Origin of the sequence: Faecalibacterium sp. I3-3-89 (assembly GCF_023347275.1) — a bacterium.
Lineage (GTDB): Bacteria > Bacillota > Clostridia > Oscillospirales > Ruminococcaceae > Faecalibacterium > Faecalibacterium butyricigenerans.
On the sequence record NZ_CP094468.1, the window covers coordinates 660157 to 683127 of the forward strand.

Here is a 22971-nt window from a genome sequence, read left to right on the forward strand (position 1 = left end):
CCGTGCAGATGGTGCAAATCGTTGCAAAATTGGATAAAGGGTGCAGAAATTGCTGGGTGAAAAATTACGTTGCTTTGATTAAAAATAACGATAACTCGAAACTTCCAGAAACTGAGACGAACCGGCGACTTGCTCTCTTAATCAGTGGGCCCAGGGTTCGAGTCCCTGGAGGTGCACCACAACAACAAAATCCGAACTTTTTTCCGATAGGAGAAGGGTTCGGATTTTTTGTTTTCTTTGGAAAACAGAACGAATCCCTTGCTTCCATCGAAAAACGTCCTAGACCTTATCACAAAAAAGCACGACAGACCACGGTAAGAGTGCCGTAAGGCAGAAAGGACACAAACATGAAGTACGATGCAAGAGCCTGCCATTTCAACATGGATACCGGCTGCGTGGAGCTGCTGCTCCGGGATGGGAGAATGATCTCCATTGACTGCACTGGGGTCGAGGATGAATTGGACGTGACCATGGCGCAGAGGTTGGAGTTAGATTATCTCATCTACAATGACCCGCTTGGCTATGCAGACTTGATTCTGAACGGCGAACCAGAGGAGTATCTGAAGAATGTGGCGGGAAGTCACGGATTAGAAGATTAAGCATAAAAGGGTATGCGGCTATAAACCGCATACCCTTTTACACTTTATCGCTTCCAGACCGCTGCGGCATTGGAACGTGACATCAGTTCTTCGACCGGGATTCCGGCTGGGCAGATGTCCTGGCACGCAAGAGATTTTCCGCAGCCTTCAAAATAAAGCTGACGATACGCATTTGCGAGTTCTGTCCGATGGGCAATATCCTGTTCTTCGTTCAGAATACGGTAAGCGTTGACGGGCAGAACAGCTCCAGCAAATTCACTGTTCGGGTCAAAGTTCGGGCAGACCTCCAAGCAGCAGCCACAGAGCAGACACTTAGCAGATCGATACCGCTGGCTGTGCGTATAGCTGGTCTGGAACGCATCTCCTTCCAGCCACAGCTTTGTCCGCTTCAGTGCTTCAAAGATCACGGAACGGTCTACGACCAGATCTTTCACCAGTGGGAATTTGCTCAAAGGCTCCAGAGTAACAACGCTTCCCTTACAGTCCCGCAGAAAAACGGAACAGGCAAGACGAGGCAGACCATTGATCCGCATGGCACAGGCACCGCACTTGCGTATCATGCAGCCGCATTCCCACGCAATGGGGGAAACGACCGTTCCGCTCTTTTCGCACAGAGGGCTGCGGTGATTCAGCTCGTTCAACACCGAAGCAATCGAGGTGTCCGCACTTCCCTCAAAGGAAAACTCCTGCCAGCAGGGTGAAGCCTGCGGGTTTTCCTGCCGTTTGATTCGGATGGTGTAGTTCATAAATCATGCCGCCTTTCGGGGATGGATTCAAAGCTGATGGCGATATGCTGCCCGTTCCAGTGTGCCACGGTGGTTTTGCAGTAAACGGCATCGTTGCGTTGGGGATAATCTGCCCGCCAGTGCGCACCCCGGCTTTCTTTTCGGGCGAGGGCACTTTCCAGCATGGCACAGCCCAGAAGCGGAAGGGTGCCAGACAGTTTGCGGATTTCCTGAATGCCCGCTTCCAATGTCTGTGCATCCCGCACGACACCGAGTGCGTTCAGCAGAATACGATTCATCTGCATTTGAGCGTCCGGGGAAAGTTCGGGCAGAAGGGATTCTTCGGCACAGGGCATATTGGGGGAACTGACTGTTTCCCGGCAGGCAGTTTCCGCAGCAATCTGTCCTCCATAGATCGCACCCAGAAGAGAATTTCCACCCAGACGGTTTGCGCCATGGTACTGAGCGCAGCATTCACCGGCAGCGTACAGATTCCGCATCGAAGTGCGGTGCCGCTCGTCCACCTGAATGCCTCCCATAAAGTAGTGGATACCCGGCAAAATCGGAATGGGTTCTTTGCGAATATCTTTGTGCAGATAGGTCTGACAATCATCCACCAGTCCGGCAAGTTTATGCTCCATGACTTCTTTAGGAAGCTCTGTCATATCAAGGAACACCTCATAGTCACGGCTGACCGTCCAGACTTCCCGCGCGGTGATGTCACGCGGCATCAGGTTGCCGAGTTCCGGATATTTTTCTTCCATGAAATACCACGGCTTCCCGTTCCGTAATGCAAACAGCCGCCCGCCCTCACCACGGGCGGCCTCACTCAGAAGCATCCGTTTTTCGCCCAGTTCGACCGTGGTAGGGTGGTACTGGATCATTTCAAGATTTGCCATCGGAACGCCCAGACGGAACAGTTCTGCGGTGACTTCTCCGGTATTGGCAAGAGAGCCGGTCGTATCACCGAATAAGCCATGCAGCCCGCCTGTGGCAATCAGGACGGCATCGCATACAAACCGCAGCAGTTCGCCAGTATAGGTGTCCTGCACTGTGCAGCCACCGCAGATGTTCCCGGAAAGCAGCAGGGTGCGGAACTTATGGTGTGGAAAGCGTTCGACCGTTCCTGCGCTTTCTTCCCGGCGCACAGCATCAATCAGAGCGGTCATTAGCTGCTTTCCCGTATCGCTTTGTGCAAAGGCCGTCCGCTTTTTCTTCTGTCCGCCAAAATTCCGCAGGTCGAGTTCATCGTCATCTGTCACGTTGAATTGTACTCCCAGATGGTGCAGGCTGCGCACCAGTTCGGACGCAGCCTGCGTCATCCCCCAGACTGCATTCGGGTCAGCAAGTCCGCAGGCAGCGGTCAGGGTATCTGTATAATGCTGCTCCGGGCTATCCTCCTCTCCCTTGGTATTCAAGGCTGCATTGATTCCGCCCTCTGCCATAACAGACTGCGCCCGCTCGGAGGCAAGGGAGGACACCAGCTTTACCGTCCAGCCGTTTTTCACAGCAGTCAAAGCAGCGGAAAGCCCTGCCAGCCCTGCACCCACGATCACCAAAGTGTGTTTCATACATTGTTCCACCCGATATAATATAGAATGATCGAACCGGCAGCAAACAGCACCAGTATAGAAAGAATCAGATAGAGGTCGCCGCGCTGCTCCTTATCCCGGACGATGCCCAGCGATACCAGAAGGGGTCGGAGATTGAGCAGAAGATGCACAAATACCGAAGCAACCAGTAAAAGCTGCGTCAGCAGCCGGACCGTTGTGAACGGAAACAGAATGTATACGCCATCCTGCACTCTGCCGAACACGCCAATATGGAAAAAGAGCATGAGTAAAATAGCAAGCCCACTGGTGCGCCTTGCCCAGAACAGAGCATTCTGCTTTCCGTAGAGTTTTCCGCCGGACCGGGAAGCCCGGAATGTCTGTGCGGTCAGCAAAAGCCCAAGGACGGTGTGCGCCGCCAGAATGCCAACGCCGATCCATGCCAGAAACTTTCCTGCCCCGGAACTGATGCCCAGCAACATAAAACTGCCCATCAGCCCATGAAGCAGACAGATGAAAAGTAGCAGAACGGAGAGAATGGTGTTCAGTTTTCGCATGAGGGGTCCTCCATTTCTTCTGCGGAGAGCAGAAGGATGTCTGCATCCGGCAATGCTGTTGCATCAAGCGTATTTTCCGAAACCAGCAGCAGTTGATACCGCCCATTGATTGCACGGGAACGCAGCATGGTTTCGCTGTACTGCTTCAACGTGACATCTGCTCCGGCAGCAGTCAGGCGTTCACAAAGAGCCGTTGCATAGCAAAGCAAGGGATAGTCTGTTTCGCAGACCGAAAGCGTCATGTGCGGCAGTCCGGCATCGGAAAGGACTTCTGTCTCACCGGAAACAAATGCTTTCAGATCATTCCGGAAATCCGCATCGGAAAACGGTTCCAGCGCAGGGTTGATTTTCAACAAATGTTTCCGAATTGTTAAGACGCAAAAATAAGTAGAGGTGGTGCTGCTCATGTAAGGGGGTCACCGTTTGATCCGAACGAAGTTCCTGCCCCTGTTTGTGCAGCGGCGTTGACGAAAAGTCGGTATCACGTTCGGACGGCTTATGAAATTTTCAAGGTACGGTTTGCGTTTGCAAGCGTAGCGTAGCAATGAAAGCCCCAGTGGTTTTTTAAGCAACGGAACGGTCTTGCACAGCAAGATGGAAGGACTTTGCCCTGACAAGTTCCCAGAAAAGAAAAATACCGCCCACGCAGCGCAGCGATGATTTTGTCGGGTGAATCGGCGGCAAAATTGATCGGGTGTGTTGCGGGGCGGTAAATTCTTTTGCGGACTTTCCCTCACTGAAGTGGTGGGTCTCACGGTGATAACCAACCACTTTCTGTGGCTGTGTTCAAAATGAACACGACCACATCTTGTGGATGACTTGTAACCAATCCACAAAACCAGTGGGACTTACAAGAAAAATACCACGGCATGTAGAATGCGTCAAGAGGGTTTTGAAAAATTTATTGAAGTGAAGCAAGAAAAGTATGACACATCTTGTAGCTTTAGGAAAAAATACGCTATGTGAATCAGAACAACCCCCATTTTCTGTCTGCGGTAGATCTTTCTATTGCCGGCAGCAACAGGATGTTGCATTTTTGACCATTGTCTAACAATCGATGCAAAAAAATGCAGGGGAAAAACCCCTCAGATGGTTAGGTAAAACAAATTCACGAAGTAAAAATAGCACTCCCACCGGGCGTTGTCAAGCAGAAACAGACAAGTTTACAGAGGCGAAATTTTTTCGATGCGGGAAACGTTTTGCCTCCTCTATGCCGCAGGGGAAGCTCCAATAACGAAATCTTTTTCAAAATCTCCGAAAATGACTAAACTCCTTGACAGAGGAGACGGCAGGGCGTATTATTTTGGCAGAAGGACCGCGGAGAAGCGGCATTTTATAGAATGGAAAGTTAGCTTTGCCTAACTCAAAACTCTGCCCTATACGAAGAAATATATCTCTTCTATTTACAGGTGGAAAATAAATAGAGAAGGAGCGTATGCCCGCCCTGTGCAATGTGGATTTTGCAGCGATGGAACTGCTTCACGCAAGGCTGGTGCGGACGACCACCTGTGCAAATGGCTGTAAGTGCGACTACACCATCTGCGGCGATCAGGATCCATACTTAAAGGAACATCCCGAATACCGGGACGAAAACGGATACAGGAGGAACAGGGAATGATTTTACAAGTGATTCTGGAAGGTCTTGGGTTGGGAGTTCTGCTGGTTCTGATCTGCGCTGCGGGCATCCGTAAGGGGGCTGTTGGGATGGTGCATCTTTACAGCCCGGCGGTGCAGCAGCGGTGCGTAAAACTGGGGCTTACAAGTCCGGAACGCATCCGACGCAACAGCCTGCTGTTCAAAGCAGTCTGCATTCCCGGCTATATCGGCTATGTGCTGGTCTGTGTCTATGGGATAAACGGTGCAAAGGGCTTTGTTCAGGGTTTCTGGCAGTTACTCGTCATCTTGTCCGTTATGAATCTCATGGACCGCCTGTTGGTTGACGGCTATTGGGTGGGGCACACGAACGCATGGACGATCCCCGGAACAGAAGATCTGAAGCCTTATATTACCGCCAAGGACAAGGCGAAAAAGTGGCTGTTCGGCACGGTGGGCATGGCAGTCATAGCGATGGTGCTGGCGGCAATGATGACAGTACAGTGATCGGAAAGACCCTTCTGTCAGCAGCTTTTTCCGCTTCTTCGCAAGGGTCGGGGACAACGGGATGAAAATGCAGATCGTGAAAATCGAATTCGGAGGCAAGCAATGAAAATGAGCAAAGAAAAACGAGCACTCATCGCAGGTATGATTGGGTGCCTTTTATATGTGATCGGCGACTTTTTGTTTGCGGCGACCGGGAAAAGCCAAAGCACAGAATCCATTGGGCTGATGGTCAAGGTCGCCTATCTTGATATGGCAACATGGCGCATGGTGGTCAGCATCATCTGCGGTGTTCTCGGAACGGCACTCTATTACATCGGTTTTCACCAGATGTGGAAGCTTTTGAAGCAACGCCTCACCCAACCGAAGCAGCAGAAATGGGTCAAGCTGTTTCAAATTGCCTATCTCACCGGCACGGTCTGCTGGGGCTATGTTCATGCTATGTTCATGAATGTGGCGCTGATCTTCAAGTTTACCTTTGAGAAATACGGCGATATGCAGGCGGCAGCTGAAATTGCCAACAAGGTGTTTTACTGCAACGCCGCGCCGCTGCTGGCAGCATATATCCTGTGTGATGTACTTCTTTCTGTCGTGATGCTCGTTATGATCTGGAAAAGGATGCTCCCGCTCAAAACGACGGCACAGCGGATATTGGCATCCTTCTGCAACCCCATCGTTTTTACGGGGATTGTGGGAAATCTCTTCACGCTTCTGCCGTGGCCGCTGGATCAGATCGATCACGGCACGGAATCCGCCGGACACCTGCTGGTTTTGGTATTGGGGCTGGTTTTGCTTCGGGAGAAGGCAAAATGCGGAGAATGTAAGGAGACCGTGCAATGAAATACATGGGTATGCCCTTTGGAATGTGGATGCTGTTTGCCGGTTCCTTTCAAAAGCAGCTGACCGCTGTGCTGGGCTATGATGCAGACACCGCAAGAGCCATTACCAAAAAAGCAAAGCCGCAATACCGGCAGATCATCCGCAGGCTACCGGAGTTTGAAAAAGGCGACCGGTTCAAGATGAACCTCGTCAACTGCGCGATGATCGGTGCGTTTATTCTCTCCATGCCGGAGCACCCGGATGTGGAGCGGCTGACGGAGTATTATGCAAAATCTATGATGACAAAGCCCATGCAGTGGTTCTGCCGCAAGAGCGGAAAAAGCAAGTTTACCCCAAAGGATATTGCCGCCATGAAGGCCACTGCTGCTCTGAAAGCCGCCGACCGCAACCCCTACTCGTGGAACATGGAATTTTACGAATACCCTGACGGCAGCGGCTACGAAGGACGCTTTACCAAGTGCGGCATCTGTGTGCTGATGAAGGAGCTGGGGCTGTATGACCTGACCCCTGCTTTGTGCCATCTGGACTACACCATGAGCGAAGCAGGCGGTGTGACAAATTTTGTGCGGCAGTATACCCTTGCTTCCGGCGGATCCTACTGCGACTGCGGGTACAAAAAGAAAGGGTAACGGACGATGAAGAGGAAGAAAACCTATCTTTCCCGTGATTTCCGGGAGACTGCGGCACTGCGCTTTCCCGCGCAGGCAAAGGAACTGAACACCGCTTTCGATATGCGCCTGAGTGCGCTGCTGGCTGAAAATGCAGATGCAAGCAAGGAAAAGCAATACCACCTCAAGCGGCAGATATTGCCGGGCATTGCGGCCTACGAAACCTTGCAGCGAGTCATGCCGAAAGAAGAAGCACTGCAAACCGTTCACGGCTATGTGGAGCGGCTGGCGAGAACGAGCCACAAACAGCTTGCCGCCCTGCTGCACATACCGGGGCTTTACCGCCTTGTTCCCGGCGTTTTCGTCAAATCCACCCGGAGCGTTTTCGGCCCGGCGGCGGGCTTTGCCCCAAAAGAACTGCAGACCGGTAACGGCGTCTGGCGTGTGGATATGATGAAGTGTCCCTATCACGACACCTGCACAGAATACGGCTGCCCGGAGCTGTGCCGCTGCTTTTGCGACAGTGATGACATCAGCTATACTGGGCTGCATCCGAAGCTGATCTGGGAGAGAAGCATGACGCTGGGGCACGGAAATGACCGCTGCGATTTTTGCATGAAGGTCAGATAATAGCGGGGAGGCAGATTGGTATGGAAATCAAACGATTCGGCAATATAGAGGGAAAGACCATGATGCTGCTGCACGGAAATCTTATGTGCTGGCAGCAGTTTGAGGATTTGATCCCGCTGCTGGAAAGGAAATTCTGCGTGTATGCCGTCAGCTTCGATGGCTTTGACGGAACAGGCAAAACAACCTACACGACCGCCCAGAATCAGGCGGACAAGTTGGCCGGTTATATTGAGAAAGAGCTTGACGGACGGCTGGATCTGCTTTTTGCAGAGTCGCTGGGCTGCGGACCGGCTGTTTTTCTGAAGGCTTCCCCAACCGTTCAGATCGATCGGATGATCCTCAGCGGGCCGGAGTATCTGGATTTCGGAGTGCTGAATCGACTGATTTTGAAGGTCATGCCGCAAAAGCAATATCGAACGGCACACGAAAAGTATATGCCTGCATGGGCACTGCGCTTTATGGGGCAGACGGAGCAGGGAATGCAGACTATGCTCCGCCGTATCCCGGATCATATCAGTTTGGAATCCGTCCGGGCCACTTGGGAGGCAGGACTTTATCTCTATCGAACGGACTTTTTGGTACAGCCCGATGCAAAGGTCGCCTGTTGGTACGGAGAAAAAGAAGGGCACATGAAAAAGGCCATCCAGCGGCTGCGGACGGCATATCCGAGCCTGATCGTCCGCTGTTTCCCCGGTTTCGGCCATGGCGAGATCATCAATCATCCGGCGCTGCTTGCATCGGAGCTGGAACGCTTTCTGACGGATGGCGGGACAGAGAGATGTGCTAAAGGATCAGGAAAGTGAAATACAATGAAAGTTACAACATTAGACGAAAAATCCATCCGTGATATCGGCCATGCCTTCGGCTATTATGACTATGAAGAGGAAACAGGAATGTCCGCTGCCTTTTCCGGGAAAGAAGCCACGGCAAACTATATCTGCGCTTATGTGCGCGGGGTGCTGCGGGGCGGCTTTCTGCACACCACCAGCGAGCGGGGCGAGGGATATATCGCCTACAAGCTGCCAAAGGAGAAGATGGGACTCAAGACGATGTGGCCCATCGCCTGCGGAATGCTGCACAACTCCACCCTGAAGCGCCTTTTGCAATTTGGTATTGCCATCAAGCGGGGCGGGGCTTCCCTGCAAGACCGCATGGACAAGGAAAAGAAACCCTACATTTTCGTTGGACTTGTCTGTGTGCGGGAACAGTATCAGGGGCAGGGCTATATGCGAAAGGTGCTGGACCTTGCCTTTGCTGAGGGCGACCGGCTGGGCGTGCCGGTGATCCTGGAAACGGATGCAAAAAGCAAGTGCGACAAATATGTCCATCTGGGCATGGAACTTGCCGGAGTGCGGGACATCGGCGAATTTGGAAAGCTGTATGACCTGATCAAAAAACCGGACGCGGAAAAGCAGCAGTCTGTCAGTACGGAGGCATCAACATCAAAATGAAAATCACGGTTCTTGTAACGCTCATGGTATTTCTGGCATACTTTCTTGTTTTATACGGCGGGGTGGGTTTCATTCAGGACAAGCGTTTTTTCTCATCCGCACCAAAGGAAAATCTGGACGCAATCCCCGATACAAAGGAACGATTTCCCGGCGCACATAGTATCGGCTGGGTGATTGAGATCATTGCCATCCTGCTTTTTCTCGCTGCGGCGGCACTAAGCGTATGGGACGGCGTCAGAAACGGCTTCGGCTTCCTGGACTTCTTTGTGCGGTTTCTCGCCGTGCTCTACGCCATGGAGATCTACGACATCATTTTCTTTGACTGGGTGCTGCTGTGTCACTCCAATTTCTTTCCGCATTTCTATCCGGAGCTGAAGGGCGTGGTCGGTCCGCATATGTTCGGCTATAACAAGCGAACACATATCCGGCACTTTGTGATCTACATTCCCGCCTCCGCTGTGGCAGCGTGGCTTTGCGCACTGCTTTGAGGACGTGTGACAGAAGCAATAGTTTTGGGAGGCAGAGATTTTCTATGCGTGTGATAAAAAAAGTCCTGCATGAAAAAAGAAAAACAACAGAAGCCCATATCCAGCAGCTTCAGCATAAGGGAAAACAAGGAATCCGCTACACCGCGATGATGCCAGATGCTCGATTCGCACGCAGACTGAGAGGAGAAAAACAATGATCGTACTGCAACTGCTGCTTTATTGTCTGCTGTTTACCGCAATGGTAAAAATCGCTGTGATCGGCGGTGCTGTCAATGGACTGTACTTTTATCCCAAGGAGGTGCAGGATCGCGCCATCGAACTGGGACTGATCGACCGCAATACGATGAACCGGAAACGAAAATGCTTTATGATACTGTTCTTTATCGTAATGCTTGCTGCTCTTGTGCTGATCATCGGTTTGTGGAACGGGGCTTCCTCCTTTGGTGAGGTCTATTGGCAGGCGCTGCTGTTTCTTGAGGTCATGAATATCTATGACGGCGTTATAATCGACAAGCTATGGGTCGGGCACAGCCAGTTTTGGGTGCTGCCAGGGCTTGAAGATGCGCCGTTCGTGCAGACCTGGAGGCAGGTGCTGAAAAAGCGAAGCATACTGGCGCTGATCTGGGTTGCGGGAGCGGCAATTGTCGGCGGTATTGTCCATTTGATTTTCTAAGAAGTTGGAAATTGCCCAAATGAAAAGCAGAATCATGAACTGCAATCGGAGGCAAAAAAGATGAAGACGGAGAAACCGAAAAAGCTGATTCGATGGTACATTCTCGGTGTGATCGGGGCAGTATTGACGATCCTGGCGGCAGGCATTGTGGTGCCCGCTTTGTCCTATCTGCTCAGCTTTGCCGCCGGAGCCATGCTGTATGTGGTGGTGGAGGAGCTGATCCCGGAAATGTCGCAGGGGCAGCACTCTAACGTCGGCACGGTGTTTTTTGCGGTAGGCTTCAGCGTGATGATGGTACTGGATGTGGCACTGGGATAGCGCATGGTTGAGAAAATTGCGATGCAAGGGGCGAAGAAAGGAAAAATATGAAAGACAGAGATCTGCCAGTTGACCACAGCTGCCATTCCAAGCCCTGCAAAAGACGGATTGTGGAGATCGGATTGAATAAACAGTATGATTGATATCATTTTTCATGACAAAACGGGGGTCACTCCCTATAATCCCGGACAAACAGGCGGCTTTGAAAATGCGGCCGGAAGTGGAGAAATTCACTATTACCGGCTGTTTGATGGCGTGGGGATCATGCTGCTGCGGCTGGAGATGGAGACCTATACGGAAATCCGCACGCAGATCGGTATGATAGAGATCAATTTCTGCATCAATGGCCGTTTTGAAACCAGCTTTTCCATGCGTGATAGCGTTCTGCTAAAGCCGGGGGATATGGCCGTCAGCTGCTACGACGGACGGCATGGAACACGTTCAGAGTCACGGTTCCCGCTGGGCTGTTACGAAGGGCTGTGTCTGGAAGTTGATCCAGCAGCCGCTCAGAACTGGCTTGAGAAGAACGCACCGGGCTTTTCGGTGGATTTTGCGGTACTGAAGCAGAATCTTCTGGGAAACCGATGGTTCATGTTCGGTACGGCAGGACCCCGCTGTGAGCACGTTTTCCGGGAATTGTACGAAAATGCGCCCTACATGGATCTCCGGTTCCTGCGGCTCAAGGTGGTGGAGCTGTTGATGCTGCTGAGCCGCATTCCGCAGGAGGAAGGAACGGACTTGTACTGTTCTACCGAACAGACCGAACTAGCACACCATCTCCGGGATCACCTTCTGACAAACCGGGAGGGGTATGTCTCCCTTGCGCAGCTGGCAGAAGAACACGGGATCTCGGTTTCGCACCTGCAAAAAATGTTCAAACAGGTCTACGGTGTGCCAGTATACCACTATATCAAGGAATACCGTCTGGAACAGGCTGCCGTAGAGCTTGTCCGGAGCGCAAAGCCCATTACGCAGATCGCACAGAATGCAGGATATGACAACGCCAGCAAGTTTTCGGAGGCTTTCCGGAAACGATATGGAACGACCCCGTCGCAGTACCGCACCCACGCAAATGGACTCGCAAAACGGAGCAGGGAAATCAGAATGGAGTAGTCCACGGCCGAAAAATATGCTAAAGTACAGAGCGGTTAGAACAAACTTACTTTAAAACCGGAGGTACTTTCATATGATGATGAAAAAGAAATTTGTTGCAGTGGCCTTGTCTGCGGTCTGCCTGCTGTCTGCTGTCGGCTGCGGCCAGCAGAGCGCAAGCACAGCGTCTTCGGCATCCAGCGTTTCCTCCTCGGTGGCTTCTTCGGCTTCCGCAAGTCAGGTAATGGATGCGGAGGATTATCTGTCTGGTATCAGCGGGACTTATGTGGAACTGTTCCCGGAGATGGCAAAGAGTGAATACCGGAATTTGTGGATCGACGCTGCGACTCCGCTGGTAGGCGAGGACAATGCGGAATCGGCTACGGATATGCTGCTGGGAATGTGCATGGCAGAGCCGTATGGCGAGGAGGCTGTTGAAAAATATGCAGCAGATCCGGACAGCACGGCGTTCAACTGCTATTTTCTGGGCGGCGTGGAAAAATTCGTGATGAATGGCGACACCATCACCGGTCTGGATGCGCAAGGACAGGAAGTGTTTGCACACACCTACCAGAAACTGGATGTGGACAATGAAAACAGCTTCCTCTTCTACCAGAGCGAGGATGCGGATTCCGGGGAGTTTACCTACTTTGCCTTTGCGCCCGATACGATGGAAACGACGTATCATCTGGAATTCCGCTATGCAGAGGATCTCGACGACCTGCAGAGCTGGTATGAAGGAAATTATGCTTATTGGAATGCTGCCGCCATCGCAGAGGACTATGATCAGGCAACTATGGAAAATGTCATTGAACTTTTCGTCACGGAAAATTTGTCTGAGGCAGAATAAACGGCACATGCGCACCCGATCATGTCAGGCGGTACGCATGGCAATATTACGGTAAGGATGTGATTTGATTGAAAAAACGATCGGACTTTTCCCGGCTGATGGGCTACGCCGGGAACTACCGATATTTCACCTACGCTTCGTGGGTGCTGTCTGCGGTCAGTGCGCTGGTGGCGCTGGTGCCCTTTGTGTACATCTGGAAGATCCTGCGGGATGTGCTGAACGCCGCGCCAGACTATGCGCAGGCGGTGAACATCCCCCATTACGGCTGGATGGCAGTGCTGTTTGCGGTGCTGTCCTACCTCATTTACATTGCGGCACTGATGTGCTCCCACCTGTCGGCGTTCCGGGTGGCGACCAATCTGCGGCTGGCGGTGTCAGAGCATCTGGCGGTGCTGCCGCTGGGCTTTGCCGAGACCTTCGGTAGCGGCAAGCTGCGCAAGATCATCCACGAGAGCACCGGAGCCGCCGAGACCTATCTGGCCCACCAGCTGCCCGACCAGTACAACGCCATCGCCACCCCGGTGGGGCTGCTGGTGCTGCTGCTGGCGTTCGACTGGCGGCTGGGTCTGCTGAGCCTTGCGCCGGTGGTGCTGGCGTTTCTCATCATGGCGACCATGACCGGCAAGCGGATGGCTGAAAAAATGCGGCAGTACGGCAACGCCTTGGAGGCGATGTCCAACGAGGCAGTGGAATACGTCCGGGGCATCCCGGTGGTCAAGACCTTCGGACAATCGGTATTTTCCTTCAAAAAGTTCAAGGCCACCATTGACGAATACGAAAAATGGGTCATCTCCTACACTAAAGATCTGCGCCTGCCCATGATGTTCTACACCGCTGCCGTCAACGGCGTGTTTGCCTTTTTGATCGCAGGCGGGTTGCTGTTCACGGCCAACGGCGTGACCGCGGAATTTCTGCTGAACCTGTTGTTCTATATCATCATCACGCCGGTGATCTCCCTGACCCTGACCCGCATCATGTACATGAGCGAAAATGAACTCGTTGTGGCGGATGTGCTGGCACGCATCGACTCGGTGCTGGAGGCAGCACCCATGCAGGTGCAGGCTGTTCCGCAGCACCCGAAGGATTCCTCTGTCGCGCTGCAGGATGTGCATTTCAGCTATGATGGCAAAACGGATGTTATCAAGGGCGTTTCGCTGAAAATTCAGCCGGGTCAGATGGTGGCTTTCGTTGGCCCCTCCGGCGGCGGCAAATCCACACTGGCAAACCTGATTTGCCGGTTCTTTGATGTGCAGAGCGGCAGCGTCCGGGTGGGCGGAGCGGATGTGCGGGACATCCCCAAGGAAGAACTGATGGACACCATCTCCTTTGTGTTCCAGAACAGCCGCCTGCTCAAGGGCAGCATTCTGGACAACGTCCGTCTGGGTAGGCCGCAGGCCACCGAAGCCGAGGTGCTGGCGGCGCTGAAAGCTGCACAGTGCATGGATATCGTGGAAAAGTTCCCGGAGGGCATCCATACCGTCATTGGCACAAAAGGCGTGTATCTGTCCGGCGGCGAGCAGCAGCGCATTGCCATTGCCCGCGCCATGCTGAAAAATGCGCCTATCCTGCTGCTTGACGAGGCCACCGCTTTTGCCGACCCGGACAATGAAGCCAGAGTGCAGGCTGCATTTGCGCAGCTTGCCAAGGGCAAAACGGTCATTATGATCGCACACCGCCTGTCCACCGTCGCCAACGCCGACTGCATCTATGTGGTGCAGGATGGGCAGATTGTGGAATCCGGCACAAAGGACGAACTGTGTGCGCAGAACGGTCTGTTTGCCCGGATGTGGCAGGAGTATCAGGCGTCGGTGCAGTGGAAGGTCGCAAAGGAGGGGTAAGGAATGATCGAAAAAATTCAACACGCCACAGCCAGCTCCCCGGAGGGCGCAAAGGGGCTTGTAAAGGGCGTTCTGGCCTGTGCGTTCCAGAACATGGCGTTCATGCTGCCCACCGGGCTGCTGTATCTTCTGGTAAAAGACCTGCTGGCAGGCTCTACGAGCGGGAGAAGCACCTTTTATCTGGTGGGATGCGTTGCCTGCTTTGTGCTGATTTTGCTGACCACATGGTTCCAGTACAACGGCACCTATTTTACTACCTATAAAGAGAGCGGCACCCGCCGCCTGACCCTTGCAGAGCGGCTGCGCAAGCTGCCCTTGTCCTTCTTTGGCAAGCGGGATCTTGCCGACCTGACCAGCACCATCATGGCAGACTGCGAGGTACTGGAAAAGGACTGCTCCCACTTCATCCCCGGTCTGTTCGGCTCCCTCATCTCCACCGTGCTCATTGCCCTGAGCCTGTTTGCGTTCGACTGGCGGATGGCACTGGCGGCTCTGTGGGTCATTCCGGTATCCGCTGCCATCGTGGTGGGCAGCTATCGGGTACAGGATAAGGTGCAGGCCAGGACCATGGCGGCGAAAATGGCCTGTGCGGACGGCATTCAGGAGTACATCGAGACCCTCCGGGACCTGAAAGCCAGCAATGCGGAGCAGCGGTATCTGTCTGGCCTTTCCGACAAAATTCGGGCAGTGGAAAAGCAGTCTATTGTGGCAGAACTGGAAACAGCGCTGTTTGTGTCCTCCGCCGGCATGGTGCTCAAGCTGGGTATTGCGTCGGTGGCGCTCACCGGCTCAGTGCTGCTGGTGCAGGGCAGTATCGACGTACTGACCCTGTTTCTGTTCCTGATGGCAGCTTCCCGGATGTACGATCCTATGCAGGGCGCTTTGCAGAATCTGGCAGCCGTCATTGCCATGCGCACCAACGTGGGCCGGATGAATGAGATTCTGGAATACCCAGTCCAGACCGGCAGCGAGCAGCTGACCAATCAGGGCTGCGATATCGTGTTCGACCATGTGGGCTTTGCCTATAACTCTGGCGAGACGGTTCTGCGGGATGTTTCCTTTACCGCAAAGCAGGGCGAGGTCACGGCACTGGTGGGCCCCTCCGGCGGCGGCAAGACCACTGTTTCCCGGCTGGCAGCACGGTTCTGGGATTATCAGAAGGGCAGCATCACCGTGGGCGGCATGGAGGTTTCCCAAATAGACCCGGAAAAGCTCATGAGCCTGTATTCCATCGTCTTTCAGGATGTGACCCTGTTTGACAACACGATCCTCGAAAACATCCGTCTGGGGCGCAAGGGGGCCACCGACGAGGAGGTTCTGGCGGCGGCAAAGCTGGCAAACTGCGAGGAATTTGCCGAAAAGCTGCCGGACAAGTGGAACACCAACATCGGCGAGAATGGATGCGCTCTTTCCGGCGGCGAGCGTCAGCGCATTTCCATCGCCCGTGCTTTTCTGAAGGATGCGCCTATCATCCTGCTGGACGAGGCCACCGCCAGCTTGGATGTGGAAAACGAAACTGCCATTCAGGAGGCACTATCCCGGCTCATAAAAAACAAGACCGTCCTCATCATCGCCCACCGGATGCGCACCGTAGCCGGTGCGGATCAGGTGGTGGTGCTGTCGGGTGGCATCGTGGCCGAGCAGGGCAGCCCGGCAGAGCTGTACGCCCGGAAGGGACTGTACACCCACATGGTGGATCTGCAGTCGGCAAGCCAGAACTGGACGATCTGAGAATGATGGCGGCTTTTATTTGGAAAAAGTATTGCATTCGGTTAAAAAACGGATAATCGCCCGCAGTTCCAGCAGATGATTAAGGACAGCGAACGTGGCATCTTTGATGACTGACCTGCGGGATTGGTTGAAGGCGCACAACATCAAAAATTCGATGGGCGGGGAGATGTCCTATAACACGATTAGCGGATGTTGAGTAATCGCCGGTACATCGGCGAATTGCGTTTGCGGGATGTGGTACAGCCCAATGCAATCCCGGCACTGGTGTCAGGTGAACTTGTCGGGGTAAGGCCCCTCCATCTTGCTACGCAAGACCGTTCTGTCGCTTAAAAGCCCCACTGGGGCTTTCATTGCTGCACTGCGCTCCGCAAACGCGAACCTGTTCAACAAGGTGCAGGAAAAGCTGGCGAAAAACAAAAAAGCCCCTGCCCGTCATAAGGCAGAGGAAAGCTATCTGCTCACCACCAAGCTGTACTGCGGCAAGTGCGGTGCACTGATGTTCGGAGAAAGCGGTGTCAGCCACACCGGGAAAATGTATACCTACTACAAGTGTGCTGCTGCCAAGAAGAAAAAGACCTGCGATAAAAAGGCCGTGCGGAAACAGTGGCTGGAAGATCTGGTGGTCAACGAAACCATGAAGCTGGTGGAAGATGATGCTTCCATGAATGCCATCATTGCCAAGGTCATGGAGCTGCAAAATCAGGAAAGCACTGACCTGCCTATCTACGAAAAGCAGTTGAAGGAAACGGAAACCGGCATCACTAATATGCTGAACGCTATCCAGATGGGCATTCTGACCAGCTCCACCAAGGAGCGGCTGGAAGCGCTGGAAGAACAGCGGAAGGAACTGCAAGCCCGCATTGCAGAAGAACGGCTGGCCAAGCCGAAGATGAAAGAAGAATTCGTCCGGTTCTGGCTGCTCCGTTTCCGTAAGCTGGATATGACCCAGCCGGAGCAGCGGCAGGCACTGGTGGATACCTTCATCAATGCCATCTATCTCTACGATGATAAGGTTCTCATTACCTTTAATTATAAGGAAGGTACGGAAACGGTCGCTTTTGGGGAAGCCGTAAAAGCAGAGAAAAGTTCGGATATGAGTGCGCGAGGTACGCCGGATTTTGAGCGTCAAATCGTAAAATTTTGCGTTCTTTTTTGTTGTGTAATCCCCAAAATCGGGGTCTGCACGGGCGATGCACGGTTGGCGTTTTCATAGGAATCCTCTGCATGGGTAGGTCGCACTGGAATGCCGCAGACCATTCTCCATGAATTCGGCAATGGTTTCCTTGAACAAGTCCTGGATGTCATCCATGCTGCCGATACCGCTGGACGGCATGGTACTGGAGAGCGAAGCCATGGTGAACCAAGCCGCCCGCACCGGAGAATCTATGCCGGTACGCAAGATCATGGGTGCCACCGTCTACGCCGGAACAGTGGTGGAAGAGGGCGAATGCGTTCTTGTGGTCAAGGCAGAGGGCAGTGCCAACCGCTATGCCGCCCTTTCCTGTATACTGTTTATGCTGTAGTTGGTTCATTGCAGTTTCAGCTTACAACAAAAATGAGATAGGCAACCCCTTTCGGGGAAGTCTATCTCATTTTTTTCGTTTGGGCTATTTTGCAACAGCCCTCTTGACATATCCCGAGATCAGAAGCCGTTTTTACGGCTCGATCACATTGAAGGTCTTTTCAAACTTGGAGGCATACGCCAGCAGGCGTTTCAGGACTGTGGCATCGCCGCTGATCTGGACTTGACCTGCCTGCTGACCGGTCATCAGAGCAAACAACTGAAGCCGCCGACAAGTAACGGACGCCTGCGCATCCGGGCGATTCTCGCCGGGATAGGTCAGCAGCACGCCGTTCTTGCGGGTGACATAGAACTGCTCATTCTCATCCGTTACGGTCAGATTCAGGGTCAGGTCATCATTCTGTGCAGCGTTGGCATCCGTCAGGATGGCGATATAATCCAACAGCATGGAAACCGTCATTGCTCGCATACTGTTGGTGAGACCATTCGCCGTGCGGGCCCGCCCAGACAGATTGCCGTTCCGCAGTTCCGCCGCACCCATCAGGTAGGCGTTGCGCCACGCACCGGATTCCGCCTGATAACCCAACTGCTCCAGCGCATCGGCGCACAGGTTGCGTGCCTTCTGGTTGGACGGGTCTGCAAAGACCAGCTCCTTGGTGATCTGTGCCACCCACTGATATTCGCCCTTTGCATAGTCCTTTTTTGCCTTGCAGAGCACCAGCTCCGTGCTGCCCAGATATTCTACAAGCTTCTTAGCGGCATCGCTGGGCGGGAGCGGGTCCAGGTTGACCGGGTTCGCATCGTACCAGCCCAGATACTTCTGGTAGATGGCTTTGGCGTTATGCGGCAGCGTGCCGTAATACTGGCGGGTATACCAGACTTTTTCGAGGGCATCCGGCAGCGAGATCATGGCGGCGATCTCGTTGGAGGTATAGCCCTGATTCATGTAATGCAGGGTCTGGTCGTGGATAAACTTATAGATGGCTGCCGTATTCAGCAGATATTCATGGATCTCCTCGCCCCAGTGCGGCCAGTTGTGGCTCTGGAACACCACGTCGGTCTTGTCACAGAAGCGCTGGTCAACCTCGATGATGTACTTCGCCCAATCGTTGGCATCCCGCACCTGTGCGCCACGCAGAGTGTAGAGGTTGTGCAGGGTGCCGGTGCAGTTTTCGGCCATCCAGAGGGCACGGTACTTCGGGAAATAGGCGTTCATTTCGGCAGGGGCTTCGGTGCCGGGGGTTAGTTGAAATTCAATCTCCAGCCCGTCGATGGTCAGCTTTGGAACATCTTCCCCGATCTCATAGGTCGGTGCAATAAGGCTCACCTGACCGGTAGACTGTCCCATGCCGATGCCGATGGAGAGCGCTCCTTTCTCCCCTTTTTCCAGCACCGTACCATACTGATACTGCGCACGCCGGGCCATTGCGATGCCGGCATAGACGTTTTCGCTGATGGCGTGTTTCAAAAATCCTTCCGGTGCAAGGATGACCGTTTTGCCCGAGGCAAGCTGTTTATCGATGGAAAGGCTGGGGTCCGCTACATCGTTCCGGTCGATCGCACCCTCTGCGCCGCCAAAGTGATCCACATGGCTATGACTGTACAGCACAGCTTTGACATCCAGCGGTCCGAACCGGTTTTCCATCAGCGCTTTTGCTGCCTGCATATTTTCTTTGCACATCAGGACATCAAAAATGATCCAGCCGTTGTTGGTGCGGATGAAGGTCGCATTGGCCATATCAAAGCCACGCACCTGATAGATGCCGTCACATACTTCAAACAGACCGGCTTTGGCATTGAGCTGGGTATTCCGCCACAGGCTCGGGTTGACCGTATCCGGCGCATCACGGTCCAGATCCCCATAGCCTTGCAGATCCCATGCCGTTGTTCCGTCATCGTTGTAGATGACCCTGCCTTCCTGATTGTCCAGCAGGCCACGTGCTGCATTGTCAAGTTCCCGCCGGTCGGAAAAATCCAGTTTGCTGTACCACTCTGCATTTTTTTCTGCGGTTCGGGTCGTTGCGCCTTCGACCTCCCCCGGCTGGGTGGGGTCCTTGAAAATGTCTGTGATAAAGTTCAGACTGTTTTCATCGGTACTGCCTGCTGCGTGCGCGGTCAGGGATGCGCCGCAGGCTAACGCCGCAACCGCTGAAGTGGAAAGAAAGTTTCTGCGAGTCATCTTCATGGTGGTTTGCCTCCTTTATATCTGGACTTATTTTACACAGACCGTGGGCGTCTGCCGGCTTTTCCGCGTGGCAGAACTGGTTGATCGGCGCACGGATACCGTTCGGTGTTTCTGTGTGGGTTGAAACCTTTCGGGTCGCATCCATCAGAACCAGTGGAAAGGCGTACAGATACGCCTGTTCCAGAAGTTCCTGCGCCGCCATCATTTGTTGTGTTGCTGCGGCTTTCTCCACAGGTAGAAGCACGGCTGCGCATACCACCGCAGCCGCAGTGGAAACATTCAGAAAATCTCGGCGAGCCATTTTCATAGTGGAAGCTCTCCTGTCAGACCTCTCGTTTGATGTGCTTCATACATCTTGCGAAAAACCATTTGACCTTCTATGTTACAGAATACACAGGAAATGCTCGAAAGTCAACGGCTTCTGCACTTTCGACATTAAAAATGTGAATATTGACAAAAACGCACGATGTAAATTGGTAAAAACTCCGTTGAAGTGAATTTTAATCAAGCTGTTCTTGTGCTCTGCACGGAGGTATGCTATACTAAACATATCCAACTGACAAAGGAGTATGGCGATGAATGATCTGCATGAGTGGTTTCAGAAAAATGACCTTTGCCCAGAAAACATCTTGTATCTCTACCGCAGCGACCGCAAAACGGTTGTTCACCGCATGGACGGGGAGGAAGCTGCGCTGTATGCTCCGCTGCACAGCGTCTTGTCCATTTTGCCGGAAGACCGGTTTCTGAACATCAGCAAAGGGATCGCAGTGTGCCGCAGCCAGATCGTAAATATCAGCAACGATGGGGTCTATACCATGTCCGACGGGCGCACCTTTCAGGGACGCAAGCGTGGAATGCGCGACCATCGCCGCCTGCGTGCGGAGATTGGGGTGGCAGACACACAGCCCCACTCCATGAACATGAGCCTGCTGGAAAAATGCAGCCTGCTGGACGATATGCCGCTGGCGTTCTGCGTCATTGAGCTGGTCTTTAATGAGGATGGGCATGGTGTGGATTTCATCTTCCGCTACTGCAACGCAGAAATGGCAAATATCGAGGGTGTGCCAGTGGAAGAAATGCTGGATCGCTCTTTTTACAAGGTGTTCCCCAATGGCGATAAAAAGTGGCTGGTATCGTATGCAGATGTGGCGCTGAACGGCACAAAGCACACGCTTCACGATTACAGCCCGGAGGCGGATAAATACCTGACCATCCATTGTTACCAGCCGGAGCCGGGGTATTGTGCCTGCGTGCTGCAAGCAACAGATCCGTGACGGTGACACATTAAAAAGAACCACAAAAAACACATCAGGGAGCAGCATAGGTCACAGCTGCTCCCTGATTTGTTTTGAAATGTCCAAATCCCTGCAATGAATCTGGTTTTGCTTATTTATTTTTTACCAGCAGCGCCTGATACGGCTCCAGCTCCACATCCGCCAGCCAGACGGAAGTGCCCTCCGGGGTGTGATACTTGCCGCCCAGCGCGTCCAGACTGGCCCCTGCCGGGTACTCGGTAAAGTTGAACAGTCCCACCAGCGTTTCCTCGCCACGCTTGCGTACCAGCGCCAGCACGCCGGGGTTGTGACTGTCCCAAGTTGTTACCCACGCATCCGGGGCAAAGCAGGGGTCTGCCCGCATCTGGCGCAGCTGCTCCATACCCTGCCACAGCTGGTTTTGCAGCGTGCCCTTTTGGGTGCGCTGTTTGGCATCTTCCCAGTTGAATTTGCTGCGATGCAGATTGCGGCTGTCCTCCACACGGTCGGGGTCATTTTTGTAATCCCAGCCATTGAGCTGAGCGATCTCATCGCCACAGTTCAGCATGGGGAAGCCCTGCAAAAACGCCATGGCAGTGTGCAGCAGCAGGTCACGCTTCACCGCGTAGTCCAGTGCGGTTTTGTCGTCCTTTTCCAGTGCCTGCTCCACGCCGCACAGGCTGGCGGTGGTGCCGCAGCTCCGGGCATCGCCGGTGGCGGGGTCGTAATTGTACAGCTCGCCCTTTGCCCAGCTGCCGGGGAAATTGCCCTCGTAGAAGTGGTACAGATATTCCTTATGCTTCTGCGGGTCGATGCCCAGCCGGTTTTCCACCGCCTCGTCCAGACCCCAGCCGATGTCATCGTGGCAGCGCAGATAGTTCACGAACCAGCAGTTGTCCGGCAGGGCGTGGAGGGCATCCAGCTGGGCTTTCAGCAGTCGGGTGTCCCGGCTGGCAAGGGCGCCCCACAGGTTGACCATGGTGGATACGTTGTAGAGCATATGGCATTCCGGCTTTTCCGGGGTGCCGAAGTAGGCGGCAAGCTCCTTGGGAGCCATGACCACCTCGCCCTTGAGCACGACAGCGGGGCAGACGCATTCCAGCACCATGCGGAGCATCCGCACGATGGTGTGTACCTGCGGCAGGTTGCGGCAGGTGGTGCCCAGCTGCTTCCAGATGTAGGGCACGGCATCAATGCGGAACACTTCCACACCGAGATTTGCAAGGTGCAGAATGCTCTTGGTCATGTCCACGAACACCGCCGGGTTTCCGTAGTTCAGATCCCACTGATAGTCGTGGAAGGTGGTCAGCACCCACTTGTGCAACTCCTCACACCATGTAAAGTTGCCGGGCGCGGTGTTGGGGAACACCTGCGGCACCGTCTGCTCGTACTGGTCGGGGATGGTGCGGTCGTCATAGAGATGGTAATAGGCCTGAAACCACGGGTCGCCCGCCTTTGCCGCTATCGCCCAGCGGTGGGTGCTGGCGGTGTGGTTCATGACAAAATCCAGACACAGGCTGATGCCTGCCTTGCGCAGTTCACGGGTCAGGTTTTCCAGATCTTTGTTGGTGCCAAGGGCCGGGTCTACGGTGTCGAAGTCCTCCACCGCATAGCCGCCATCGTTGTGAGGGTGGGGCATCTGCAGCAGGGGCATCAGGTGCAGATAAGTCAGCTTCTGCGCCTTGAGGTAGGGCAGCTTCTTTGCCAGTTCTTTCAGATTTCCGGCAAAGAGGTCGGTGTACATGGTCATGCCGAACATATTGCCCCGCTTGTACCACTCCGGGTCGGCAGAGCGTGCCTTGTCCAGTGCTTTCAGCTCAGCGCTGCGGGCGTTGTAGGCTTCTGCCATCTCCCGCTCCAGAACCTCCAGCCCTTCCCGGTTGTGGTACAGCTCCATGAACAGCCATTCCAGCTCGTCCTTGTGCTTGGCAAACCGAGACTCAAATTCCTGTTTTGCTGCCATG

General features: G+C 53.7%; 23 protein-coding genes and 4 pseudogenes. 20 read left to right on the forward strand and 7 right to left on the reverse strand.

Features of this window, described 5'->3' with window-relative positions; translation table 11 throughout:
* Positions 1 to 347 precede the first annotated feature (347 nt).
* Complete coding sequence (locus MTP38_RS03100; protein ID WP_015536698.1) at positions 348 to 599, forward strand: DUF6061 family protein; 252 nt, start codon at positions 348 to 350, stop codon at positions 597 to 599.
* A 44-nt stretch (positions 600 to 643) separates the two neighbouring features.
* Here the strand turns inward: MTP38_RS03100 and MTP38_RS03105 are convergent, their stop codons facing one another.
* From MTP38_RS03105 to MTP38_RS03120, 4 genes are read right to left on the reverse strand one after another with little or no spacing between them, the layout of a single operon-like run.
* Positions 644 to 1345 carry a succinate dehydrogenase/fumarate reductase iron-sulfur subunit gene (locus tag MTP38_RS03105; protein ID WP_154276978.1) on the reverse strand — a complete coding sequence of 234 codons (702 nt, stop codon included), beginning with the start codon at positions 1343 to 1345 and terminating at the stop codon, positions 644 to 646.
* Positions 1342 to 2895, reverse strand: a complete 1554-nt coding sequence (locus MTP38_RS03110) for an FAD-binding protein (protein ID WP_005935834.1) — start codon at positions 2893 to 2895, stop codon at positions 1342 to 1344. Before MTP38_RS03110 ends, MTP38_RS03105 begins: the two co-directional genes overlap by 4 nt.
* Positions 2892 to 3431, reverse strand: a complete 540-nt coding sequence (locus tag MTP38_RS03115) for a hypothetical protein (RefSeq protein WP_005935830.1) — start codon at positions 3429 to 3431, stop codon at positions 2892 to 2894. The genes MTP38_RS03110 and MTP38_RS03115 overlap by 4 nt, the downstream gene beginning before the upstream one ends.
* Positions 3419 to 3838 (reverse strand): DUF6921 family protein, encoded by a 420-nt coding sequence (locus MTP38_RS03120; protein WP_249234232.1) that lies wholly within the window; start codon positions 3836 to 3838, stop codon positions 3419 to 3421. The genes MTP38_RS03115 and MTP38_RS03120 overlap by 13 nt, the downstream gene beginning before the upstream one ends.
* A 1028-nt stretch (positions 3839 to 4866) precedes the next feature.
* Between MTP38_RS03120 and MTP38_RS03125 the strand changes: the two genes are divergently transcribed.
* From MTP38_RS03125 to MTP38_RS03205, 18 genes and pseudogenes are all read left to right on the forward strand, one after another.
* Positions 4867 to 5049 (forward strand): hypothetical protein, encoded by a 183-nt coding sequence (locus MTP38_RS03125; protein WP_249234233.1) that lies wholly within the window; start codon positions 4867 to 4869, stop codon positions 5047 to 5049.
* Positions 5046 to 5531 carry a hypothetical protein gene (locus MTP38_RS03130; protein WP_249234234.1) on the forward strand — a complete coding sequence of 162 codons (486 nt, stop codon included), beginning with the start codon at positions 5046 to 5048 and terminating at the stop codon, positions 5529 to 5531. Before MTP38_RS03125 ends, MTP38_RS03130 begins: the two co-directional genes overlap by 4 nt.
* Positions 5524 to 5637: pseudogene (locus tag MTP38_RS13695) on the forward strand (class I SAM-dependent methyltransferase); the annotation flags it as partial. The gene MTP38_RS03130 and the pseudogene MTP38_RS13695, both read left to right, overlap by 8 nt.
* Positions 5634 to 6368, forward strand: coding sequence for a DUF6796 family protein (locus tag MTP38_RS03135; protein ID WP_249234235.1), 735 nt, complete (start codon positions 5634 to 5636; stop codon positions 6366 to 6368). The pseudogene MTP38_RS13695 and the gene MTP38_RS03135, both read left to right, overlap by 4 nt.
* Complete coding sequence (locus MTP38_RS03140) at positions 6365 to 6997, forward strand: L-2-amino-thiazoline-4-carboxylic acid hydrolase (protein WP_249234236.1); 633 nt, start codon at positions 6365 to 6367, stop codon at positions 6995 to 6997. Before MTP38_RS03135 ends, MTP38_RS03140 begins: the two co-directional genes overlap by 4 nt.
* 6 nt (positions 6998 to 7003) lie before the next feature.
* Positions 7004 to 7606: an L-2-amino-thiazoline-4-carboxylic acid hydrolase gene (locus tag MTP38_RS03145; RefSeq protein ID WP_249234237.1), complete on the forward strand. Its 603-nt coding sequence runs from the start codon at positions 7004 to 7006 to the stop codon at positions 7604 to 7606.
* 20 nt (positions 7607 to 7626) lie between these two features.
* Entirely contained in the window at positions 7627 to 8409 is a 783-nt protein-coding gene (locus tag MTP38_RS03150; protein WP_249234238.1) for an alpha/beta fold hydrolase, read from the forward strand.
* Positions 8410 to 8415: 6 nt separating this feature from the next.
* Positions 8416 to 9057 (forward strand): GNAT family N-acetyltransferase, encoded by a 642-nt coding sequence (locus MTP38_RS03155; protein ID WP_249234239.1) that lies wholly within the window; start codon positions 8416 to 8418, stop codon positions 9055 to 9057.
* Positions 9054 to 9545 carry a hypothetical protein gene (locus tag MTP38_RS03160; RefSeq protein ID WP_156067042.1) on the forward strand — a complete coding sequence of 164 codons (492 nt, stop codon included), beginning with the start codon at positions 9054 to 9056 and terminating at the stop codon, positions 9543 to 9545. Before MTP38_RS03155 ends, MTP38_RS03160 begins: the two co-directional genes overlap by 4 nt.
* A gap of 44 nt (positions 9546 to 9589) precedes the next feature.
* A complete protein-coding gene (locus MTP38_RS03165) occupies positions 9590 to 9742 on the forward strand; it encodes a hypothetical protein (protein ID WP_005935779.1) in 153 nt (50 codons plus the stop codon).
* A complete protein-coding gene (locus MTP38_RS03170) occupies positions 9739 to 10218 on the forward strand; it encodes a hypothetical protein (protein ID WP_249234240.1) in 480 nt (159 codons plus the stop codon). Before MTP38_RS03165 ends, MTP38_RS03170 begins: the two co-directional genes overlap by 4 nt.
* Before the next feature lie 99 nt (positions 10219 to 10317).
* Positions 10318 to 10536 (forward strand): annotated as a pseudogene (locus MTP38_RS03175) (zinc transporter); the annotation flags it as partial.
* A 135-nt stretch (positions 10537 to 10671) separates the two neighbouring features.
* Complete coding sequence (locus MTP38_RS03180; protein ID WP_005935772.1) at positions 10672 to 11649, forward strand: helix-turn-helix transcriptional regulator; 978 nt, start codon at positions 10672 to 10674, stop codon at positions 11647 to 11649.
* 73 nt (positions 11650 to 11722) lie between these two features.
* On the forward strand, positions 11723 to 12478 hold the full coding sequence (locus MTP38_RS03185) for a hypothetical protein (protein WP_005935769.1): 756 nt from the start codon (positions 11723 to 11725) through the stop codon (positions 12476 to 12478).
* Positions 12479 to 12546: 68 nt separating this feature from the next.
* A complete protein-coding gene (locus tag MTP38_RS03190) occupies positions 12547 to 14316 on the forward strand; it encodes an ABC transporter ATP-binding protein (RefSeq protein WP_249234241.1) in 1770 nt (589 codons plus the stop codon).
* A 3-nt stretch (positions 14317 to 14319) separates the two neighbouring features.
* Positions 14320 to 16047, forward strand: a complete 1728-nt coding sequence (locus MTP38_RS03195; protein WP_249234242.1) for an ABC transporter ATP-binding protein — start codon at positions 14320 to 14322, stop codon at positions 16045 to 16047.
* Positions 16048 to 16153: 106 nt separating this feature from the next.
* Positions 16154 to 17260 (forward strand): annotated as a pseudogene (locus tag MTP38_RS03200) (recombinase zinc beta ribbon domain-containing protein); the annotation flags it as partial.
* A 103-nt stretch (positions 17261 to 17363) separates the two neighbouring features.
* Positions 17364 to 17537: pseudogene (locus tag MTP38_RS03205) on the forward strand (P-type ATPase); the annotation flags it as partial.
* 165 nt (positions 17538 to 17702) lie between these two features.
* On the opposite strand, the gene MTP38_RS03210 reads toward MTP38_RS03205, so the two are convergent.
* Positions 17703 to 19754 carry an alkyl/aryl-sulfatase gene (locus MTP38_RS03210; RefSeq protein ID WP_249234243.1) on the reverse strand — a complete coding sequence of 684 codons (2052 nt, stop codon included), beginning with the start codon at positions 19752 to 19754 and terminating at the stop codon, positions 17703 to 17705.
* A complete protein-coding gene (locus tag MTP38_RS03215) occupies positions 19657 to 20061 on the reverse strand; it encodes a hypothetical protein (RefSeq protein ID WP_249234244.1) in 405 nt (134 codons plus the stop codon). Before MTP38_RS03215 ends, MTP38_RS03210 begins: the two co-directional genes overlap by 98 nt.
* 268 nt (positions 20062 to 20329) lie before the next feature.
* On the opposite strand from MTP38_RS03215, the gene MTP38_RS03220 reads away from it, so the two are divergent.
* Entirely contained in the window at positions 20330 to 21028 is a 699-nt protein-coding gene (locus tag MTP38_RS03220; protein ID WP_249234245.1) for a LytTR family transcriptional regulator DNA-binding domain-containing protein, read from the forward strand.
* Positions 21029 to 21140: 112 nt separating this feature from the next.
* Here MTP38_RS03220 and MTP38_RS03225 read toward each other — a convergent pair whose 3' ends face one another.
* Positions 21141 to 22970, reverse strand: a complete 1830-nt coding sequence (locus MTP38_RS03225) for an amylosucrase (protein ID WP_249234246.1) — start codon at positions 22968 to 22970, stop codon at positions 21141 to 21143.
* Position 22971 lies beyond the last annotated feature (1 nt).

What these genes read in the sequence shown, in the direction of transcription:
- MTP38_RS03110 (WP_005935834.1), bottom strand. Translation starts at nt 2,895, where the DNA reads ATGAAACACACTTTGGTGATCGTGGGTGCAGGGCTGGCAGGGCTTTCC.
- MTP38_RS03125 (WP_249234233.1), top strand. Translation starts at nt 4,867, where the DNA reads ATGCCCGCCCTGTGCAATGTGGATTTTGCAGCGATGGAACTGCTTCAC.
- MTP38_RS03100 (WP_015536698.1), top strand. Translation starts at nt 348, where the DNA reads ATGAAGTACGATGCAAGAGCCTGCCATTTCAACATGGATACCGGCTGC.
- MTP38_RS03135 (WP_249234235.1), top strand. Translation starts at nt 5,634, where the DNA reads ATGAAAATGAGCAAAGAAAAACGAGCACTCATCGCAGGTATGATTGGG.
- MTP38_RS03185 (WP_005935769.1), top strand. Translation starts at nt 11,723, where the DNA reads ATGATGATGAAAAAGAAATTTGTTGCAGTGGCCTTGTCTGCGGTCTGC.
- MTP38_RS03130 (WP_249234234.1), top strand. Translation starts at nt 5,046, where the DNA reads ATGATTTTACAAGTGATTCTGGAAGGTCTTGGGTTGGGAGTTCTGCTG.
- MTP38_RS03220 (WP_249234245.1), top strand. Translation starts at nt 20,330, where the DNA reads ATGAATGATCTGCATGAGTGGTTTCAGAAAAATGACCTTTGCCCAGAA.
- MTP38_RS03105 (WP_154276978.1), bottom strand. Translation starts at nt 1,345, where the DNA reads ATGAACTACACCATCCGAATCAAACGGCAGGAAAACCCGCAGGCTTCA.
- MTP38_RS03145 (WP_249234237.1), top strand. Translation starts at nt 7,004, where the DNA reads ATGAAGAGGAAGAAAACCTATCTTTCCCGTGATTTCCGGGAGACTGCG.
- MTP38_RS03165 (WP_005935779.1), top strand. Translation starts at nt 9,590, where the DNA reads ATGCGTGTGATAAAAAAAGTCCTGCATGAAAAAAGAAAAACAACAGAA.
- MTP38_RS03115 (WP_005935830.1), bottom strand. Translation starts at nt 3,431, where the DNA reads ATGCGAAAACTGAACACCATTCTCTCCGTTCTGCTACTTTTCATCTGT.
- MTP38_RS03120 (WP_249234232.1), bottom strand. Translation starts at nt 3,838, where the DNA reads ATGAGCAGCACCACCTCTACTTATTTTTGCGTCTTAACAATTCGGAAA.
- MTP38_RS03210 (WP_249234243.1), bottom strand. Translation starts at nt 19,754, where the DNA reads ATGAAGATGACTCGCAGAAACTTTCTTTCCACTTCAGCGGTTGCGGCG.
- MTP38_RS03160 (WP_156067042.1), top strand. Translation starts at nt 9,054, where the DNA reads ATGAAAATCACGGTTCTTGTAACGCTCATGGTATTTCTGGCATACTTT.
- MTP38_RS03155 (WP_249234239.1), top strand. Translation starts at nt 8,416, where the DNA reads ATGAAAGTTACAACATTAGACGAAAAATCCATCCGTGATATCGGCCAT.
- MTP38_RS03195 (WP_249234242.1), top strand. Translation starts at nt 14,320, where the DNA reads ATGATCGAAAAAATTCAACACGCCACAGCCAGCTCCCCGGAGGGCGCA.
- MTP38_RS03150 (WP_249234238.1), top strand. Translation starts at nt 7,627, where the DNA reads ATGGAAATCAAACGATTCGGCAATATAGAGGGAAAGACCATGATGCTG.
- MTP38_RS03140 (WP_249234236.1), top strand. Translation starts at nt 6,365, where the DNA reads ATGAAATACATGGGTATGCCCTTTGGAATGTGGATGCTGTTTGCCGGT.
- MTP38_RS03170 (WP_249234240.1), top strand. Translation starts at nt 9,739, where the DNA reads ATGATCGTACTGCAACTGCTGCTTTATTGTCTGCTGTTTACCGCAATG.
- MTP38_RS03215 (WP_249234244.1), bottom strand. Translation starts at nt 20,061, where the DNA reads ATGAAAATGGCTCGCCGAGATTTTCTGAATGTTTCCACTGCGGCTGCG.
- MTP38_RS03225 (WP_249234246.1), bottom strand. Translation starts at nt 22,970, where the DNA reads ATGGCAGCAAAACAGGAATTTGAGTCTCGGTTTGCCAAGCACAAGGAC.
- MTP38_RS03180 (WP_005935772.1), top strand. Translation starts at nt 10,672, where the DNA reads ATGATTGATATCATTTTTCATGACAAAACGGGGGTCACTCCCTATAAT.